The organism is Neobacillus cucumis (assembly GCF_016908975.1).
In the GTDB taxonomy this organism is placed as follows: Bacteria; Bacillota; Bacilli; order Bacillales; family Cytobacillaceae; genus Neobacillus; species Neobacillus cucumis.
Map to the genome: position 1 here is coordinate 207,648 of NZ_JAFBEX010000007.1, position 19,528 is coordinate 227,175.

General features: G+C 40.7%; 21 protein-coding genes and 2 pseudogenes. 5 read left to right on the top strand and 18 right to left on the bottom strand.

What is annotated here, in order from left to right; all coding sequences use genetic code 11:
• Window positions 1-155 precede the first annotated feature (155 nt).
• From JOC76_RS11425 to JOC76_RS11485, 15 genes and pseudogenes are all read right to left on the bottom strand, one after another.
• Entirely contained in the window at window positions 156-1,364 is a 1,209-nt protein-coding gene (locus tag JOC76_RS11425) for an iron-containing alcohol dehydrogenase (RefSeq protein WP_205177735.1), read from the bottom strand.
• Window positions 1,365-1,421: 57 nt separating this feature from the next.
• A complete protein-coding gene (locus tag JOC76_RS11430; RefSeq protein ID WP_205177736.1) occupies window positions 1,422-2,315 on the bottom strand; it encodes a R2-like ligand-binding oxidase in 894 nt (297 codons plus the stop codon).
• 22 nt (window positions 2,316-2,337) lie between these two features.
• Window positions 2,338-2,568 carry an AMP-binding enzyme gene (locus JOC76_RS29975; protein WP_307784711.1) on the bottom strand — a complete coding sequence of 77 codons (231 nt, stop codon included), beginning with the start codon at window positions 2,566-2,568 and terminating at the stop codon, window positions 2,338-2,340.
• A gap of 216 nt (window positions 2,569-2,784) precedes the next feature.
• Window positions 2,785-3,045 (bottom strand): AMP-binding protein, encoded by a 261-nt coding sequence (locus JOC76_RS30845; protein ID WP_372441933.1) that lies wholly within the window; start codon window positions 3,043-3,045, stop codon window positions 2,785-2,787.
• Between the two features lie 105 nt (window positions 3,046-3,150).
• The gene (locus JOC76_RS30850) at window positions 3,151-3,417 is read right to left on the bottom strand and encodes an AMP-binding protein (protein WP_372441934.1); all 267 of its coding nucleotides are present in this window, start codon (window positions 3,415-3,417) and stop codon (window positions 3,151-3,153) included.
• 382 nt (window positions 3,418-3,799) lie between these two features.
• Window positions 3,800-4,414 carry an MBL fold metallo-hydrolase gene (locus JOC76_RS11440; protein WP_205177812.1) on the bottom strand — a complete coding sequence of 205 codons (615 nt, stop codon included), beginning with the start codon at window positions 4,412-4,414 and terminating at the stop codon, window positions 3,800-3,802.
• Window positions 4,415-4,616: 202 nt separating this feature from the next.
• Entirely contained in the window at window positions 4,617-6,278 is a 1,662-nt protein-coding gene (locus JOC76_RS11445) for a long-chain fatty acid--CoA ligase (protein WP_205177737.1), read from the bottom strand.
• A gap of 308 nt (window positions 6,279-6,586) precedes the next feature.
• Window positions 6,587-7,360 carry an SDR family oxidoreductase gene (locus JOC76_RS11450; RefSeq protein ID WP_205177738.1) on the bottom strand — a complete coding sequence of 258 codons (774 nt, stop codon included), beginning with the start codon at window positions 7,358-7,360 and terminating at the stop codon, window positions 6,587-6,589.
• Window positions 7,361-7,374: 14 nt separating this feature from the next.
• Window positions 7,375-8,047, bottom strand: a pseudogene (locus JOC76_RS11455) (acyl-CoA dehydrogenase family protein); the annotation flags it as partial.
• Window positions 8,031-8,180 carry a hypothetical protein gene (locus tag JOC76_RS11460; protein ID WP_205177739.1) on the bottom strand — a complete coding sequence of 50 codons (150 nt, stop codon included), beginning with the start codon at window positions 8,178-8,180 and terminating at the stop codon, window positions 8,031-8,033. The gene JOC76_RS11460 and the pseudogene JOC76_RS11455, both read right to left, overlap by 17 nt.
• A 100-nt stretch (window positions 8,181-8,280) precedes the next feature.
• Window positions 8,281-8,682, bottom strand: a complete 402-nt coding sequence (locus JOC76_RS11465) for a MaoC/PaaZ C-terminal domain-containing protein (RefSeq protein WP_205177740.1) — start codon at window positions 8,680-8,682, stop codon at window positions 8,281-8,283.
• The gene (locus JOC76_RS11470) at window positions 8,679-9,128 is read right to left on the bottom strand and encodes a MaoC family dehydratase N-terminal domain-containing protein (RefSeq protein ID WP_205177741.1); all 450 of its coding nucleotides are present in this window, start codon (window positions 9,126-9,128) and stop codon (window positions 8,679-8,681) included. The genes JOC76_RS11465 and JOC76_RS11470 overlap by 4 nt, the downstream gene beginning before the upstream one ends.
• Window positions 9,129-9,145: 17 nt before the next feature.
• Entirely contained in the window at window positions 9,146-9,910 is a 765-nt protein-coding gene (gene fabG, locus JOC76_RS11475) for a 3-oxoacyl-ACP reductase FabG (protein ID WP_205177742.1), read from the bottom strand.
• A 50-nt stretch (window positions 9,911-9,960) separates the two neighbouring features.
• A pseudogene (locus JOC76_RS11480) lies at window positions 9,961-10,613 on the bottom strand (acyl-CoA dehydrogenase family protein).
• 192 nt (window positions 10,614-10,805) lie between these two features.
• Complete coding sequence (locus JOC76_RS11485; RefSeq protein WP_205177743.1) at window positions 10,806-11,573, bottom strand: SDR family oxidoreductase; 768 nt, start codon at window positions 11,571-11,573, stop codon at window positions 10,806-10,808.
• Between the two features lie 414 nt (window positions 11,574-11,987).
• On the opposite strand from JOC76_RS11485, the gene JOC76_RS11490 reads away from it, so the two are divergent.
• The 4 genes from JOC76_RS11490 (at window position 11,988) to JOC76_RS11505 (ending at window position 14,901) form a co-directional block, all read left to right on the top strand.
• The gene (locus JOC76_RS11490; protein WP_205177744.1) at window positions 11,988-12,140 is read left to right on the top strand and encodes a YpzG family protein; all 153 of its coding nucleotides are present in this window, start codon (window positions 11,988-11,990) and stop codon (window positions 12,138-12,140) included.
• 186 nt (window positions 12,141-12,326) lie between these two features.
• Window positions 12,327-12,830 (top strand): GNAT family N-acetyltransferase, encoded by a 504-nt coding sequence (locus JOC76_RS11495; RefSeq protein ID WP_205177745.1) that lies wholly within the window; start codon window positions 12,327-12,329, stop codon window positions 12,828-12,830.
• Between the two features lie 27 nt (window positions 12,831-12,857).
• Window positions 12,858-13,109 (top strand): YpbS family protein, encoded by a 252-nt coding sequence (locus JOC76_RS11500; RefSeq protein WP_205177746.1) that lies wholly within the window; start codon window positions 12,858-12,860, stop codon window positions 13,107-13,109.
• 130 nt (window positions 13,110-13,239) lie between these two features.
• Window positions 13,240-14,901 (top strand): PAS domain-containing sensor histidine kinase, encoded by a 1,662-nt coding sequence (locus JOC76_RS11505; RefSeq protein ID WP_205177747.1) that lies wholly within the window; start codon window positions 13,240-13,242, stop codon window positions 14,899-14,901.
• A gap of 44 nt (window positions 14,902-14,945) precedes the next feature.
• On the opposite strand, the gene JOC76_RS11510 is transcribed toward JOC76_RS11505, so the two are convergent.
• From JOC76_RS11510 to JOC76_RS11520, 3 genes are read right to left on the bottom strand one after another with little or no spacing between them, the layout of a single operon-like run.
• Window positions 14,946-16,055, bottom strand: coding sequence for a GerAB/ArcD/ProY family transporter (locus JOC76_RS11510; RefSeq protein ID WP_205177748.1), 1,110 nt, complete (start codon window positions 16,053-16,055; stop codon window positions 14,946-14,948).
• A 22-nt stretch (window positions 16,056-16,077) separates the two neighbouring features.
• On the bottom strand, window positions 16,078-17,286 hold the full coding sequence (locus JOC76_RS11515; RefSeq protein WP_205177749.1) for a Ger(x)C family spore germination protein: 1,209 nt from the start codon (window positions 17,284-17,286) through the stop codon (window positions 16,078-16,080).
• Window positions 17,283-18,902, bottom strand: a complete 1,620-nt coding sequence (locus tag JOC76_RS11520; protein WP_205177750.1) for a spore germination protein — start codon at window positions 18,900-18,902, stop codon at window positions 17,283-17,285. Before JOC76_RS11520 ends, JOC76_RS11515 begins: the two co-directional genes overlap by 4 nt.
• A gap of 136 nt (window positions 18,903-19,038) precedes the next feature.
• On the opposite strand from JOC76_RS11520, the gene JOC76_RS11525 reads away from it, so the two are divergent.
• Window positions 19,039-19,269 (top strand): YczF family membrane protein, encoded by a 231-nt coding sequence (locus tag JOC76_RS11525; RefSeq protein WP_504739416.1) that lies wholly within the window; start codon window positions 19,039-19,041, stop codon window positions 19,267-19,269.
• Window positions 19,270-19,528 lie beyond the last annotated feature (259 nt).

Genomic DNA, 19,528 nt, shown 5'->3' on the forward strand with positions numbered 1-19,528 from the left:
ACTACCCCTAACAATCAAAATTTTATGTAGATCATGTCTCTGGACTTAAATGACCCTATTGCAAATTATATATCAAGATGTTTTGGGATACAAAGAAAAAAATACAAAAAGAAACAAAGGTTTTGACCATGATAACCTTTGTTTCTCATCATTTGTTATTTCACTGTTATTGGGACAACCTTTTGTCCAATCGTAGCAATTAATTCAGCCGACATTGGAAAGCTTACCGCGGCAGGGTCCTTCATTACGGCAGAAATGGTAGCATCCAATGCCTCTTCAGTGATATTGTACTGCTTGAAATCTGCCGGCAAGCCGACGCTTTGCTGCAGCAATCTTATTTTTTCAATGACTTTGGTCAGCGTTGTTTCTGGTGTATCATCGTTCGCCTCTACATCGAGTGCCTGTGCCAGCTCGAAAGCCTTTGGTAAATATAACTGCGGAACCAGCTCCATTACAACGGGTAAAAAGACTGCGTTAGCTAAGCCATGTGGGATTCGAAACATGGCGCCATAAGCATGGGCCATATTATGAACCGGAATGGCATTAAGCGCGAAGCTAAAGGCGGTAATCCCCATTAGACTGGCTTGCAACAGATTCATCCGGGCATTCAAGTTACCGCCATCTTCAACAGCAATTGGAAGATTTTTTTCAATTAAGCGAATCGTATGCAATGCATAGGCATCGGTTAGACTTGTTGAGGTAGGTGAGGCCAGTGCTTCAATCGCATGTGTTAGAGCATCAAAGCCGGTGAAGGCTGTAATCAATGGGGGCAACCCAACGGTTAAATCAGGATCCAATATCGCTATATCAGCATTAATAAATGGATTTATAATGTTGGTCTTCATTTGAATGTCTTCATTAAAAATCACGGCAATTGGTGAAACTTCTGAGCCGGTTCCCGCCGTTGTTGGGATGGCGATATGCGGGAGTGGAATATGATTCGCTTTTGGGAATTGTTCGTAAAGAAGCCCGCCTGGAGTCGCCTCTTTGATATCCTCTAAGCCTTTATGGAGAGCATATTTCACCCCTTTTACTGTATCTAAAACACTTCCGCCGCCAACGGCTAGTAAACTATCTGCCCCGACTTCCTTGGCATAGCGGATGGCATCGTTAATAGAGCTGCTTTCCGCATCCTGGGCGATATCCAAGTAGGTTCCGACCAGCTGTGGTCCTGATCCATTTCTCGTTAAATCAAAAATCGAGGCCACTTTTTTAACGATACCGGCCTTTTCTAAACCGCGGTCACTTAAAAGCAGGACCCGCTTGGCCCCTAGACCAGCAAATAAACTAGGTACCATCGCTCGTGAATTTGAACCACTGTAAATGCCTGTACGTAACATAAACTGTGATAAGGTTGTTTTCATATTAATTCTCACCTTTTCATTCGTTTTGGTCAAATAGGGCAACATAACTCCATTCCACTACAACACACCTAACTCACTATCTGTATATCTATAAATCTCATCGATTTTTTTACCCCTCGCCCTTGCTAAAATTTCCATTCGGACTGATAACTGTTTAAGTGTAAAATTCATAATGTCATCTGGATTTCCGCCGAACGAGCTTACCTCCCTTCCCGCGATACCCTCCTGGTTGAGCTTAATGGCTAATGGGGTTAATTCCCCCATTTTAGCCGTAACAAAATCAAATAAATGCGGGTGTTCACAAATTAATCGCTGCAAAAGGAATGTCCCGTAACCAATATGACGTGATTCATCCTTCTTTAAATGGCCAATTCCCTCTAATAAGCCAGGCATAATACCGGCTGTTTCCAATGCGTTATAAAAAGAAAAATAGCCAGTTTCCGCCAAAACTCCCTCGACAAACATGTTATATACGACTGATGCTTCGGCAATCGCCTCAGGTGATTGGTCGGTTACAAGGCGTGCCATCGTGTTTGGGAGGATTTCATAGAAAATCTTTTGATAGGTCGTTGTATGAAAATGAGATAAATCCCCCTTTTCACTCAATGCATTCAATACCAGCCTAAAAAATTCCGTGTGTTTTGCTTCCTCAAACAAAAAAGTCGTTAAAAACATTTCCTCCTCCAGCCGACCCTCTTTTGCAATTGCCATAATTAACGGAAGCAGATCCAGTGTCACGGCCTCTTCGCCTGCTTGGAATTGAGAAATTAAGCGGAGTATATCTTCCCGCTGCTCGTTAGTCATCGCACTCCAGTCCTTCTGGTCCTGTGTAAAATCAATATCTGCCGGATTCCATGTTCCTATCCGTTTTGCCTTTTGGTAAAGACGATAGGGAAAAGAATCCTCCAACAATCCCCTCGTACTAGTCGTTAAAATCCTTCTTTTTTCCATCATAAATTCTCCTTTCTGTTCTCTAGCTAATCACAATATCCAAGGCAGTTTTTCGAAGCTGGGTCTTTAAAATCTTGCCCACTCCATTTCGCGGCAGCCTATCAAGGAAAACGACTCGTTTCGGTGTTTTGTTTTTCGCCAAATGAGCCTGACAATATCGAATTAATTCATCCTCCGTCACGTCAGTTCTCGGTTTCTTCACAATACAGGCGACAAGTTCCTCTCCCATCCGCTCATCCGGAACGCCTACCACTGCGGCTTCAAATACGGCATCATGACCGTTGAGTAGTTCTTCGACAACCGAGAATACACATTAAATCCGTCGCGTATAATCAAGTCCTTTTTCCGGTCGACAATGTACACATAGCCTTCGTCATCCACCCGGCCCATGTCTCCTGTGTGTAACCATGAATCCTTTAACACCCGGTTGGTTTCTTCCTGATTTTGATAATATCCTGGTCTGATATTATCACCGCTGACCACTAATTCGCTCAATCGCTTTTAACACGGCTTTGACATCAAAGCTGGATAATATCACAATGGCACTGCCCGTGAGGTAACATACATTTGAAACCGTTAGACCATAGACATGGGCAAGCGGCAGAACTCCCAGTGTGGTGCTCTGCTCTGTTTCATTGTGTTTGGCAGAATTATATGCATTGGAAAACAAATTTTTGTGTGTTAACAGAACACCTTTTGGGTTTCCAGTAATCCCAGATGTGTAAAGAATAACGGCTGGGTCGTCTGCTTTTAATTAATCACAACTGTTTTTTCGACCCGTACTAACAGATCATAAAAGTTATGATATTTTCATTTGATGGTGAATCTGTTACGATTACATTTGTCTCTCTGGCAGGGCTTCTAATGCTAATACTCTTTCGACATTTTGGAGGACATATGAAGAGGTTATGATGGATTTGGATCCGGAATTACGGAAAATGTAATAAATTTCTTTTGGATGAAGTGTAAACATGATTGGCACGATGATTGCTCCCGCCAGGGTCACCCCTTGATAGGCAAAAAGGACTTCCGGGCAGTTTGGCATACAAATAATCACCCGGTCTCCTTTTTGAAGTCCTTTTTCAACCAAACAGACGAACAGTTGTTCTGCATACTGCTTAGTCTCGACGTTTGTATATGTTTTTCCTCTAAAAAAAGAGAAGGGTACTCACCAAATTTAACTATATTTGCATCGAGCAGGTCTTTCAGATTCACACAATCCTCTCCTTCGGCAGATAGTCGAGTCTCACTATCAAGCAAAATACTCTACAATGGGTCCATTTTGCAAAAAGCTGACTTTTTGACGTTCTACGAGTAAATCTAGATGCCCTTGGATTTGCGATAAACCTAAAAAAATCATCCTTCCTTTTAAACGGGGATACATTTCTTAACATATTGCAAAGATACTTTTGCTACCATTCGCAAGAATATTTAAGATCTGTTCGCAGCGTATTTCCTGTTCTTCCAGCCTTTTTTGAATCAGTTTAATATGTTGGGTAAATGGCTCTCCGTGGCCTGGATAAATGGTGGTTAACGGCAGTTCGCTGACTTTTTCTATAGAGTCTCGATTGTAATAATGGCTTGGGTCGGCTTTGGCCCATCATAGTAGGAGATTCAATGAACGCATTAACTGAAAATGCTTTAATTAAGTGGTCCCCAGCAAAGGCATCCCCTGTTACAGGGTTCCACAATAAAATATCTGATTGACTATGCCCCGGGACATGAACCACTTCATAATCACTGCCACCTATTGAAATCTTGTCTCCTTCGTTCACATACCTTATATTTTTCCAAATTTCCTCCTGAAAGCGGCGCTGTACCATGTGCTTGGAAGCGTCCGCACCACATGACTGCAGGAAATTCTGAAAAAACTGTAGGTCTCTATTAAACTTATCGATGCCTGCATTGAACGATTCTTGTGCCTGTTCATGGACAAAAATAGGAATATCCGTTTCGGCCTGGATAAAAGGTATACCTCCTTCGTGATCAATATGGATATGGGTTAGGACAATGTGGTCTAAATCACGAAAGGTAACGCCATGTTTATGTAGTTCGGATTTAAGCTGCTGAAAGGACTCTTTACCGTAATTTCCCTGTATCGATTAAGGTTAGTGTATCGCCTATTGCCAAAAAAGCATTTACAGTCCATTCGGCAAAATCAGTTTCCAATACAAGGGGAATAACTTTAAGCAAGGACAGTCCCTCCCTTCTTTTTACTTTTTGCCCCAAATCTTCAGCCGATGAATGCTTTAGGTTGAGGAGCATTCCTGTTGGATTTACTCCTCACCTTTTGGGCTAACGTTATGCTTTTACTTTTTCCTCTTCCTGAAGGGTCCGCCAGAGGATTTTTCCACTTGACGTCATTGGGAATTGCTGTCTAAACTCAATCTGCCTTGGGTATTTATAGGCAGCCATATGCTGTTTGGCCCAATTAATAATTTCTTCCTCCGTGATTTCTCCTTCAAAACCATCATTTAAAATTACAAAAGCTTTGACCGTTTCACCTCTTTTGGGGTCAGGGACCCCGACCACACAGGCCTGCTGTATAGCTGGATGTTTATAAAGATAGGATTCTACTTCGGTTGGCCACACTTTATAACCAGAAGCATTAATCATTCGTTTGACCCGGTCAACCATAAAGAAATATCCTTCTTCATCATATCGGCCAATATCGCCAGTTCTAAAAAACGTTTCCCCGTCGATGTCGATAAAAGAGCTTTTATTTTCATCATCGCGGTTATAATAGCCGACCATCACCTGCGGACCGTTCACTATGATTTCGCCGATTTCCCCCATGCCGAGTTCCTTCTCTGTTACGGGGTCAATGACTCTTGCGTCTACATCAAAGGAAGGGATCCCTAGGCATTGCATCTTTGGACGATTTGGTGGATTAAAATGGGTTTGGGCAATCGTTTCTGATAGTCCATATCCTTCGACAAATCGTAATCCGGTTAGTTGATATAATTTTTCACCTACCGCCTCTGGTAATGCCGCGCCACCTCCAGATATAAAAGTTAAAGAAGCTATATCTTCCTTCTTCAAATGAGGATTAGCTAAAAAATCTACAATCATGGTGGCAATCGTCACCCAATGGGTACATCCTACATTTTTAATCAATTCAACAGCTACGTCACGGTTCCATCTAGTCAAAATCACCATTGTACTACCACTAAAAATTGGCATATGCATACTATGAACCATGCCAGTCACATGGAAAAGAGGCAGCGTCATTAAATGAACGGCATTCGTGGTGGTGGATGACCAATGATAAGATCCTACTGTATTGGCATTGATCGTTTTATTTGTATGCATACAGCCCTTTGGCAGACCTGTTGTTCCGGAGGTATAGGGCAGACAGGCCAGATCGTCTCCCTTTGTTGTATGTACGGATGGGGTCAGTTTTGCTTCAATCGCCTGATTCCAAAGGTAGTGTCCAGGCTGGGTCAAATGAACGCGCGGCGCTTCCACCTCTTTTGGAAGAAAACCTTCAAACCCATGGCCAACATAATCGGAATAGGCTGCAATCACTATGTTCTGTAGGGAAGTTTTACCAAGCAGCGGTCCGACTCGGTCGTATAATTCTTGACCTGTAAGCGCAGTCTTAATGTCGCAATCTTTCACATAAAATTCTAGTTCTTCAGCAACGAGCATCGGATTAATGGGAACCACAACGGCATTGATCCTTAGGATCGCGTAATAACCGATGACAAACTGCGGTGAATTCTGCATGAAGAGTAAAATCTTATCCCCTTTTTGGACACCTAACTTATGCTCTAGGTAGCCGGCAAATGCATTGACCTCTGTGTCCAGCCTTTCGTAAGATAGTTTATTACCATAGTAAAAAATAGCATCTTGATCGGGATAACGATTTGCACTGACTTTGAGGTTGTCATATAGCGAAGTGGATGGAACTTTTAAAGATTTAGAGATTTTTGGCCAAAATGGATAATGAAGAGTCACCATAAACATCGCTCCCTAGAAATTAAATTAATTGATATAGATATAGATTATTTTTTTCATGGATGCTGAAGTTCCCTCTCTACTAATGGCTACTTCCGTTCAATAATGGTAGCGATACGCTGTCCGGACTGCGGAAACGATGACAGCGTCTCTGTGCATTAAGCTGTCCCTCCTATAAAAATATTGTTTTGACCCCCGCTCAGTATATTTTTCTAAGTTTTCTAAAAGACCTCCTGATTTTCCAATCCATTTCTCTCTCTTTTTTTTATAAAATCGTGTTCTAGCAAAATCTCTCTCCCTATCTCCGTCGATTACATGGCATGTGCGCCACCGTCGACCACTAACACATCTCCCGTTACAAAATCCGAAGCTGCCGATGCTAAAAACAATGCTACGCCTTTTATATCGGAATCTGAGCCAAACTTGCGTAACGGTGTACCTTCGAGAATAGTCTTTCCGCCAGCTTCTAAGAGTCCTTTCGACATCTCCGTTGGAAAGAAACCGGGTGCAATAGCATTCACATAAATCCATTTTGGTCCCCATTTGGCCGCCAGATCTTTTGTAAATGTAATGACGGCACCTTTACTAGCGTTATAGCCAATTGCATTCATCAGCTTCGGATTGGTCCCCTTTAACCCAGCAGTCGAAGCAATATTGATGATTTTTCCAGATTGCTGTTCGAGCATCACTTTCCCAACTGCCTGAGACATTAAAAATGTCCCTGTGACATTGACATTCATGACCTTTTGCCAAGCCTCAATCGGCATCTCCTCAACTGGAGCTCCCCAGGAGGCGCCGCTATTGTTAACAAGAATGTCGATTCGCCCAAATTTTTCGACCGTCTGCTCTACCACATTCCGGACTTCCTCAGGATTAGAGACATCACATTGCAATGCAAGGCTGTCCACACCAAGATTTTTCAAACCCTCACTAACTTCCTCACACGCCCCTAATTTTCGAGAACAGACGACCACATTGGCGCCTGCCTCTGCAAACCCTTCAGCCATCTGCTGACCAAGCCCCCGGCCCCCGCCTGTGACAATTGCCACCTTGCCTGTTAAATCGAAAAGTTGTTTAACATGCATACATTTGAACCCCCTTATCGATATTTTTTTAGCTCATATCTGGCAATGGCACGCTTATGAACTTCATCGGGACCATCTGCTAATCTTAATGTGCGAATATTAGCCCAGCTGGCAGCAAGCGGCGTATCCTCACTCACACCAACGGCACCGAACGCCTGAATCGCCCGATCGATGATTTTCAGTGCCATATTTGGGGTGACTACTTTAATCATCGCAATTTCAGCCTTCGCGTCTTTATTGCCGACTGTGTCCATCATATAGGCTGCTTTCAGTGTCAGCAATCTAGCTTGACCGATTTCAATTCGGGCATCAGCAATCCATTCCTTCCAAAATCCACTCGATTTTGAACACGCTTACATAATTCTTTGAGTGCCCGCTCCGCTGCCCCGATTGTTCTCATACAATGATGAATTCTTCCCGGTCCAAGCCGACCTTGTGCAATGGCAAAGCCCTTTCCTTCTCCCCAAAGTATATTTGCAGCAGGTACACGAACATTTTTATATTCCATTTCGGCATGTCCATGTGGGGCATGATTGTATCCAAACACTGGTAAAGTTCATTTAATCGTGACCCCTCGAGTATGTAATGGAAACTGAATCATAGATTGCTGTTTATGAATCGGTGCTGACGGATCATTTTTCCAATTACGATCGCCATTTTACAACGGGGATTACCGGCGCCAGATGCCCTGAACCTTTTCGGAGTAATCAAAATTCATCGTTTCCCCCTTCACATACCCACCAGTCAGTATGGCACTACTCAAATCATAATGGATATGATGACAGTACTCAACACTCAACCTTCCGACAATTTTCAACATAACCTGATTGAGTTAAGATACACTCCCATTCTCATCTAGTAATAAACCCAGCATGAAAATAGCTCTATCCACCATGCCGGGTTCTATAAAAATCAGTTTTTTAATATTGATAATAGACAATTTTGCCTTTTAAGACCTCATTCCCTTGCTGGTTTACCGCTTGAACGGCAAACTTTAAGATTTGACCCTGTTTTTCTTTCAGGTTCGCCTTTAGTGTTATCACATCATTTAGAAAAACCATCCCTTTAAAACGAATCGAGTAATCCTGAATAAACCCTTCTTCATAGTATGAGGAAAACAGCTTCGCCAAATTGCCCATTGTCCACATTCCATGGGCAATGATTCCAGGTAGACCTACTTTTTTAGCCTCATCATCAATCGTATGAATGGGGTTAAAATCACCTGAGGCTCCTGAATATTTGATCAGATCCATCCGTGAGACAGGAGAAAGCTGCACCTCTGGCAGCGACTCACCCACTTGTAATTGTGTTAGTGTACTCATTTTACCAACACCTTCCTTACCGCTTCAGAAATGACAATGGTAGAGGTAGAACTGAAAATCACATTCCCTGCTTCGTCTTCCCCAAGGCTTTCTAATACTAAGAATCCCATTTGCCCAAAATTGCCCTTTTTCTCAAAGTAGTTTTTTACTTTGGAATAACAGTAAACTTCTTCGCCGACTACCAATGGACGTTTATAATGAAAGGTTTGTTCCCCATGAATGAGACCCTCGATAGTCAAATTTAACCCTTCAATCACCCCATAATCAAATACCCGCGGGAAGGTAGGCGGAGCAATATTATTTTTGTATCTGGAAAGTTTGCCTGTATCTTCATCAACAAAGATTGGATGAAGGTCAACAATCGCTTCAGCAAATTTCTTTACCGCTCCTCTTTCCACGGCATTTTTCACTTTGTTGGATTGTTTTCCGATTTGATTGTTAAACAAGATTCTTCACCTCACCTTTAGCATTTTGGTCCGCCAGCCACATAAATGACCTGGCCATTGACAAACGAAGATCTTTCATCCGCAAAGAAGGCAACAGCATTAGCGATATCTGCCGGTTTACCGCTTCTGCCTACCGGAATACTCGCGACACTTGCTTGGACTAACTGATCAAAGGTGATACCAATTCGGGCTGCAGTTTCTTTCGTCATTTCCGTTTCAATAAAGCCAGGTGCAACGGAGTTAGCTGTGATGCCATATCTGCCTAACTCAATCGCTAATGTTTTGGTAAATCCTTGTAAGCCGGCTTTGGCAGCAGCATAATTGGCTTGACCACGATTTCCCAGCGCTGATGTGGAAGAAATATTGATAATCCGTCCATATTTTTGCTCAACCATGTATTTTTGCGCGGCACGAGCAACATTAAAAGAGCCTTTTAAATGCACATCCATGACGGTCTGCCAATCAGAATCTGTCATTTTGAACAATAGATTATCTCTGATGACCCCGGCATTGTTAACTAATATATCAATCGAGCCAAACGTTCCATAAGCTTCTTTAACGGCATTTTCGACCTGTTCTGAATCGACAACATTGGCAACTTTTGAAAAAACTTCATAGCCCTTTTCCCTTAATTCACTAGTTGTTTCATTTAATGCCTCTTCATTTAAGTCAATTAACGCAACCCTTGCCCCCTCTTCAGCAAAAAGTTCGACAATTCCTCTGCCGATTCCTCGACTGCCGCCCGTCACAAATGCCACTCTTCCTGAAAATCTCCCTGCCATTTTTCTACCTCCCATTTCTTCAATTCACATAGATGACGCTTACATTAATTCTATACGTATTGCCCCACCTTGACATGACCTTTAATTAAATTTCTGACGATAATCATCCGCTGAATTTCATCCGTCCCGTCGTAAATCCGCCATAAACTTGCTTCACGGTACCATCTTTCAATCGGCAGCTCTTTGGTATAGCCCATTCCTCCATGGATTTGCAGGACACGATCGACCACTCTGTTCCCCATATTAGAGCCGTATACTTTTGCCATTGAGGCCAAATGACGGTTATCTTCGCCATGATCCAAAGTAAACGCATCATTAAGTACTAACCATCGTGCTGCTTCAATTTCAACTGCAGAATCATCAATTTGCCATTGGATCGCTTATCTTTCAGCAATCGGCTTCCCAAAGGTAATCCGTTCTTTTGAATAATCAATGGCCATTTGCAGCAGGCGTTCGGCTGCTCCAACCGCTCTAGCCCCGATAATCCATCAGGCAAAGCTCAGTTTTTCTGGTGTATTAATCCCCCAGAAACCGGCTTCTTTTGCCTATAACTGCAGCTCTTTTAACACACCTGGAGGGAGACTTGGTCTGCCTTCACGTTCATTTCGCAGTACTTCATTTTCAAGTAGAATGAGTTCTTTTCTACAAATTTTCTAATCGTTTTTTGCACCATTTCTTGTTCGTCGGTAAGGCTTAAATGCATTTTTTTCACTCCATTCTTCTTCTGGGGATCTAGTTTTGTCCTTAAGAGTATGCAGTGTCTAGTCAATACATACCTACCGGTTGGTATGTAACCTCATTTTATTCTGAACTTTTAGATATAACAAGCAAAAACTACCTTTAATGTTAAAAATCCTCAAGCCCTAAAATGGCAAGAGGATTTTTTAGCACTTTTTTAACTACGGAATCCGGGATTGTTTTTTAAAAAGTTCTGCCAGGCTCCCTTAATGCCCTGCATAACTTCATCTCGTGTAGCAAGAAGTCTCTCTTTGGTACCGCCATATCCGATTTCAACCTCACCTTTTTCAAGTTCAGTAAAGATGCTGTCGGCAAAATCCATTAATGGCGCACCAAAGGTATGTAATCCTGCTCCGCCTAAATCTGTATTTACCGCTGGAGGAAGAACTTCAATCACCTCGATGTTTGTTTCAGCCAGCTGATGGCGCAGTGAGGTTGTGAAAGAATGCAGCGCCGCTTTTGTTGCACTATAAACAGGCACCCATACTCCAGTCATAACAGCCAATCCAGAGGTTACATTTATAATAGCTGCCTGTTCTTGTTTTTGAAAATGAGGTGTAAACAGCATACTCAAATGGATCGGTCCGTCAACGTTAATGGAAATTTCATTACGATAATAATCCCAATTCTCTTTCGCATTAAGCAAATTGACCCTTTGTTGGATACCAGCATTGTTAACAAGGACATTTAATTGAGGAAATTCTTTTATTGCCCATTCGAACAAATCGATTCGCTCGTCATCTTTGGAAACATCGCAAACCTTTGTATGTATCGCAGGATATTTCTCCTTTACTTCACGCAATTTTTCTTCGCGCCTGCCGACAATGATGACCTCATTGCCTTTTTCTAAAAAACGCTCGGCAAACGCAAAACCAATGCCGGACGCTCCGCCAGTAATTAATATCGTATTCCCGGTCATCTTCAATTTTGATCATCCTTTTTTATTTTTTAGCTCTGTTAAATTTGGCTGTTGATTTCCGCTCCAGGCGTCAAGCTACCCGCGGGTGTGCCGGGTAGCCTCCTCGGCGAAGACAGCGCCTGTGGGGTCTCCCCTGCCCCGTACTCCCGCAGAACATTGAAATTCTTCTTCGAATCCGCCCACGCACGAAGAAAATGCGATAGCACTCGAGGAGTCGAGCGCCCTCCGCTCCAATCAACAGAGTAAAAAAACAACAATTTCGTTAACAGAGTCTATTTTTAAATGCTTTTTTATTTTAACGTTTAGGGCAATTTTGATTCATCAATAAGATTATTGACTATTTTCATTCATTATTACAAATAATAAGGGTGATATTCTTTTGAATATCCGTTTCATAATCCTATGATGAGGTGATTGTTGATGAGCTACAGAGACACTTTAGATTCACAGTCGGAGCTTTTTCACTACACTTTTACAAGACCGAAGCACACAAAAGCACTGGTGAACGGTCAGACAAGAGTGTCGCAGAACCAAATCATCTTAAGGAGTAATGCTAAGGCCCATCGCTGGTAAGATAGCTCTTAGCATCAAGAAACGAGTTGGCTGCTTTCGGCAGCCAACTAAGCGGACCCTTTTCAGTCTTGGAAAGGGTCTGTCTTTTTTATATGTCTTTTTGAATAAAATATTTCTTGAAAAGAAAGGGTTAGAACTATATCATAAAATCTAATTATAACTTTAACCAACGGAGTGACATTCACCATGTATGAAAATTTTACAATAAGAGATGCAGATAAAAAAGAAATGCCAGTGATCGTTGATATTTATAATTCCACCATTGCCGGCAGAATGGTTACGGCCGATTTAGAGCCCGTTACGGTCGAAAGCCGAATGCCATGGTATTTCGAGCACACCCCTACATTTCGTCCATTATGGGTAGTCGAAACAAATGGGCAAATTTGTGCGTGGGTCAGCTTTCAGTCGTTTTACGGCCGGCCAGCTTATAACGCGACAGCAGAAATAAGTATTTACATTCATCATGATTTTCGCGGGAAAAAGTTAGGGAAATTCCTCATCCAAAAGGCAATTGATGAATGTCCGAGACTGGGTATTAAGACTTTGCTTGGGTTTATTTTTGGACATAATGAACCTAGCGTGAAGTTGTTTGAAAGTTTTGGTTTTGAAAAATGGGCTCACTTGCCAAATGTGGCAGAGTTAGACGGTGTTGAACGAGATTTACTGATCCTTGGTAAAAGAATTTACTAAGAAAAATAACAAAAGAGGGGTAAAAAAATGAGTGTTCATAAGGCAATTTCGGAACATGTGAATAAACAAAATAAGAAAATTAACGATTTCCTTTCTCTTGACCATTTAAGGGAACTTTATATTGAAGAAACTGTCACATTATGCAAAGCAGGACAACCATTTACAACGGAAAAAATCAATCATGTTACAAACCAGATTAATGAATTGGCTAGACAAGGAATCATCCCGACACGGAAATTAGTTACTGTTGAGATGGTTAAAGAATATGCACTAAGATAAGGCTAATCTTCCATAAAATTGAATTTAGCTTTTTATTATTCCAAAATAGGTCATTTTCTTGTACTATATAATAGAATGTTTTCTATTATTCTTGGAAGCTTTGTTTTCAAGAAAGAATTTGGTGAATGAGATGGATAAAAAAAAGTTAGTTATCCTTTATATAATCAGTAGTATCATCTGGATATATGGTTCCAATTATTTAATTCAAGAATTTCTTCCATCGCCTTACATCTTCATTGTCGAGAGAACAAAGGAATTCTTTTATATTATTGTCACTGGCGCATTTATTTATTTTTCCTACAGTAAACAACAGGAATTAACACACTCCCAGGAGGATAAACAGAGGCTTTCGACGCTCATTAATTCCATGGTTGACATTGTTACCTTCAAGGATGGTGAGGGCAGATGGATTGAGGCAAATGAATTTGGGCTGCAATTGTTTGGTCTCGAAGAGGTAGATTACAGAGGAAAAAAGGATTCCGAGCTTGCTAATTATTCTAAGTTTCATACGGATGCGCTTATGTTTTGTGAAGAATCGGACGAACAGGCCTGGAAAAATGCAGGAATTACCCGAGTCGAAGAGGTACTCCCTATGCCGGATGGAACAAGAAGAACATTCGATACCATCAAGGTTCCGCTGTTCCATTCTGATCAGAGCAGACAAGGTTTAGTTGTAATTGGTCGAGATATAACGGAGAAAAAGGAAATGGCCTTACAACTAGCTGAAAGTCAACAGCAATATAAATCGTTATTCGAATATAGTCCTGATATTGTCTATATGTTGGATTTAGCCGGCACAATTACCAAATTAAATCCTCATTTCGATGTGATTACTGGTTTTAAGCGAGAGGATTTTTTGGGTCAAAACGTAACAAGTCTATTGTCTAAAAAGTATCAAAAATTCGTCACTCACTTTATTCAATCTGTTGTAGAAGAAAGTAAACCGATTATGTATGAAATTAAGGTTCCTCACCGTAAGGGTCATAGTATTACATTGCAATGTACATCTGTACCCATTATCGTCAATGGAAAAATTTCAGGTATCATTGGCTATGGACGAGATGTAACCAGCTTAAGAAAAACAGAGGAACAGCTAAGAAGAACAGAAAAACTTTCGGTAGTGGGTGAACTCTCTGCAAGTGTGGCACACGAAATCCGAAATCCGCTTACCTCTTTAAAGGGTTTTGTTCAGCTTTTACAAATGGAAGACCCAAAACACCAGTTCTACTATGGGATCATGATTGATGAATTAGATCGGATTAATTATATTGTGGGTGAATTACTGTTACTAGCTAAGCCACAACATCTTAAATTTTCGAAAGCTTCTATCCAAAAACTTTTAGGTGATGTGGTTTCATTATTAAACACGGAAGCCATTTACCATAATGTTCAAATCGCCCCTTCTTTTCCGGAAATAGACCATTATATTGAATGTGAGCCAAATCAGCTTAAACAAGTATTTATAAATATCATCAAAAATGCGATTGAGGCTTCTTATAAAGGAAGTATAGTTGAGATTTCCCTTCTGCCTGTAACAGGAGAACAAGTAAACATTGTGGTAAAAGATAATGGTTGCGGCATTTCTAAGGAACGATTAGAAAAACTTGGTGAACCGTTCTATTCTTCTAAAGAAAAAGGAACGGGTCTTGGATTAACCGTTAGCTTTAAAATTGTTCAAGCTCACAATGGACAAATACGGTTTAACAGCCAAAAGAACCATGGAACATCCGTGGAGATTTCCTTGCCAACAATACAAAATACAAGTAAGGCAAAGCTTCAAGACATCTCATAATAAAAAAAACTGCCACTTGCGTGAAGCATGTTTTGGCAGTTTTTTTATGCTTGTTCATTTTTCCCTTTACCTCTATTTCGAAAAAAGGCAATCATTAATAAAAACGATGGAATCAAGATTTGAAATGGCCAATGTAAAAAGATTGGAACAATCTGTAGTCCCTCTTTTATATGCTCGGCATAGTTGGAAGCAATGGTAATCGACGAAAACAAAACAAGGGCACCCATAGGAAAACTGAGCTTCCTATGGTTTTTAAAGCCAAATATATCGGCAGTTCCTATTACGGCTGCATAGAAAAATATGGAGATTTTAAAGAACCCGCCAATCACCAAATACAGCATAAACAGAACATCCAGCCGTTCAATAAAATTTGCCAATTGAATCTTACTGATCGTGGATAGGAGCGGAAAGTTCGCCCTTGCAAATAAATCAGCACCTAGTGCGGCAACATTAATAACTGCTGTGATGGTAATATTTATTCCACTAAGGACCATCCCACCTAAACACACCCATTTTGCCTTTTTAGCATCATTTAAATAGGGCAGCAACATCGTAAAAACCACCATCTCTCCAAATGGGAAATTAACAGTTTCTGTTAAGGCGGTTTTTAAAGCAGGCTTCAAGCCATTTTCTAAAATGGGTCTTAGGTTTTCCAAATGGATTAAACCCGAAAACATGATTAACCCAAAGCCAACCACCGCCATCATATAAACGATTAAAAAAAAGAGCTCACCCACCCTTGCAATTACCTCAAATCCCTTATGAACACCATAAATAATCGTAAAGATCATTAAACAATTAATGACAATTAAAGGAGTGGTGGTGTAGATCGTTGTAGTTAACAATTCCCCAAAATCCCTTAATACCCTCGAAGCGCAATAGAGAAAGTAGATGATATAGCCTATTCCGATCATGCGTCCAATCCACTTTCCGGTAATTTTTTGAATATAACTGGTAAGGGGGAGGTCCTGATAATATTTATATAATTGATAATAGATTAGGAAGACTCCTAACCCAAACCCAAGACCTAAAATAATGGCAATCCAGGCATCCTGTTTGGCTTGGGCCCCAAGTCCAACTAGAATCGCACTCCCCATTTCAAACAAAACAACCAGTACAAATAATTGATAGGCCTTAATTTTTGCGCTTTCCATACACTCCCCCCTTACCCGATATTTATTTCTCCATGGTAGACCAAAATGGTATGGTCCTAATTCCTTCACGGCGAACATAAAAATCTACGCTCACATTCACCTTTAATGATGCGAATTCCTCGTCCCAATTTCCTTGATACTTTTTCCATAATTTTGGATTGGAAATATGAACTTTGTCACCAAATCCTAATATGTCCGTTTTTAATTTTTGTGAAGCTTTCACTGAGTGTACTATTTGTCTTTTGATTTCCTTTTCCGCTAGCTTATCGATTTGATTTATCACATCGGGGTTGTTTAAATCAATGGCTGTATTTGCTTCACTAAGCCAGCCTTCACTATCAATTTTAATATTGATAATAGGTTTTTGATTAATAAACTGAACAGAAACTTTTGTTTTCGATCGAATCGGTGCCACAACCAGGGCCTTTTTCTTGTTCTTCCAATCAATATAAATATCGGTACTTTTTACCTTATCCTGAATCCATACTACTCCGCGTGCATCATTATTACTCATCCAGCCGAGTAATTTTCCGTCTTTAAAGATTGCTAAACCATCTGAAGCAAGAAAGGCATCTGTTGTGGTTTTTTGCAAGTTTTCCCCTTCCCTAGCTTTCGATTTAATACCAATTAAACGGTAACCATTTAAAAAAGGCTCTTTCCCCTTGCTCACAAGTTCCATCAAAAAGTCATCAATATTTACACTCATATTTTCACCAAGCATGACCTCTGAAGCTTTGATCTGTTTGGTAATCTTGTTAACCGGAAGCCGATCAAGAATCGTAAGTGTTGTCACAATTTGTTCTGCTGTAGAACCTCTTGCTACAACCATTTCCGTAGTGGTTCGAAATTCAGGGTCGCGGTCAAGAGCATCTAAAATATAGAGCAAATCTTCTTTGGCCACTTTTTCACTAATCACAACTAAATTTGTGTGAGCATAATAGAGGCGCCGTGATACCTTTTTCGTAGCCTTTCTAGCTGCCTCTGTTAACGTATCCCCAGTACTACGATAAACGGCAATGGGCAGACCTTGACCTCCCCCGCCGCCTTGTCCGGTTATCACATTACCTGGATTGACAAGCTGATAAGAGACCTTAAATTTATTGTCCTTCCCTTTATCGATGCCCATCGCCATAACAAAGGCCAATTCAGTCAATTCTTTTTGATTCCAACATCCACTAAGCAGCGGCAAAAGCATAATTAATATCGTTACTATGTGAAAGCCTTTTTTCATGACTCATCACCATTATTATTTTTTCCTTTATCCGGATTTGGAGGTCCAGGCTTTTGATTTTCTCCCGTTCTCTTAATATTCCCTTTACTAATAAAGGGTGGTCTATTTTTAAATGCCCAGAGTGGAAAACGCACAAAGGCGTCTGCCTGATTACTAATATTAAATGGTGCTAGCGGCATCATATATGGAATTCCAAAACTGCGGAGAGAACATAAATGAATGGCCATAAACATAAGCCCGAGCATCATGCCATAGAAACCTAAAATAGTTGCCAAGCCCATTAAGACAAAGCGAAGTAATCTGGCCGCAATCGCCATGGCAAAAATCGGTGTAGAAAAATTCGCGATGGCGGTAATCGATACGACGATAACCATAACAGGTGAGACAAATCCAGCTTGAACAGCAGCCTGACCAATAACAAGCGCACCTACAATGGACACTGCCTGACCGACTGCTCGAGGAAGCCTAAGACCAGCCTCCCTCAAGATTTCAAAGGTTATTTCCATCACCAAGGCCTCAACAAAGGCAGGGAATGGCACATTCTCCCTTTGAGCCGCAATGGCAATCGCCATGGTGGTAGGAATCATTTCTTGATGAAACGTTGTGGCCGCTATATAGGTAGCAGGACCAATAAGGGCAACTAAAAAGGAAATAATCCTTAGGAGCCTGATCCCTGTTGAAATATCAAACCGGGAATAGTAATCATCTGGCGCTTGAAAAAATTGCACGAATAACGCAGGCGCCGTAAGAACAAATGGTGTCCCATCGACTATAATAGCAATCCTGCCTTCAACCAGCTGGGAGCAGACTACATCGGGTCTTTCAGTGTGAAAGGTGGTCGGAAATGTTGTCCATGTTTGATCCTCAATTAACTGTTCGATATATCCTGATGCAATAATGGCATCAATATCAATTCGCTTTAATCTCTCTCTGATTTCATCGACAATTTTTTCATTGGCAATTCCTTTTATATACACAAGCGCAATATCCGTTTGGGTCACTGTGCCTAATTTCAGCGATTCCACCCATAAATTAGGACTTTTTAACCGTCTTCTGAGTAAAGCCGTATTGGTTCTTAATGTTTCGGTAAATGAGTCCTTTGGTCCTCTGATGGATAACTGTGTAGTTGGCTCTGTAATAGAACGCTTATCCCATCCCTTTGTTTCAGCGCCTATTGCCTTATTGCAGCCGTCGATAAAAATCACGCTATTTCCTGAAAATAACGAGTCATAGACAGTATTCCAATTATCGATGGTTTGGACGCTTCCTAATGCTAATGCATGATCCATGAGAAATTGAAAAATATCCTGTTGCGCAGGAAGGATTTTCTCCATAAAAGGTTCTAACAGAAAATCACTAATCATTTTGCTATCAATCAATCCATCAATATAAACTAACGCTACTTTATGACCGCTAACTAAAAATTCCCGGATGGTAACATCCGTACTATTCCCACATTCACCTTTAATACGGTCGATATTTTCTTTATAATGGCGAAGGATTGGTAAATCTTCTGGTTTAAGTGGATCTTGTTTTTGTCGATAATTATCATTCTGTCTCTTCTGCTGTTTTTTCTTCAAAATTTGTGACAGGATTGACACAAGTCTCCACCTCATTCCAAGAGTTAATTATGGTTATTTTCCCCAAAAGGGACACGAATATCCAAAAATCCATGAACCTCCAAGTATAAGGAATCTAAAAATCTAAATAATAAGATAGAACATGGAATGAAGGTGACGGCATTTGAAAGCGATGTTTGTTATTTTTATACTGGCAGGCGGAATGCTAGGCTTAATTATATTCTTAGATATTTTGCTGGGGACTGAGCCCAAAAGACTTTTTGGGAAGGCCTTAAACCCCTTCCGTGTAATGGAACCAGCTGAATACGTAATCGTGTTTTTATTCGCCTTTTTCCTTGCTGTCAGCTTTGTTAAATCTTTCATAAAAAAAAGAAAAAAGCAGAATAAACCACAAACGAACTAACATCTCAATTTATTTTCTAACCTAAAAAGAGAAAAGAACTCCGATTATTCAACCGGAGCTCTTTTCTTGGTTATGATGGTCCATAACTATTTTCTTTTTCCTCTTCCTAAATGTTAACATGATTTGAAAGCGAGTCATCCATTTTTTCCTTAACTCAATGTTTTTCCCGTACAAAAAGCGGCTCCAACAATTGTAAATGAATTCCTCTACAAAAACTATCAATATGATTGCCGATATAATCTTAAACCAGAAACTCATT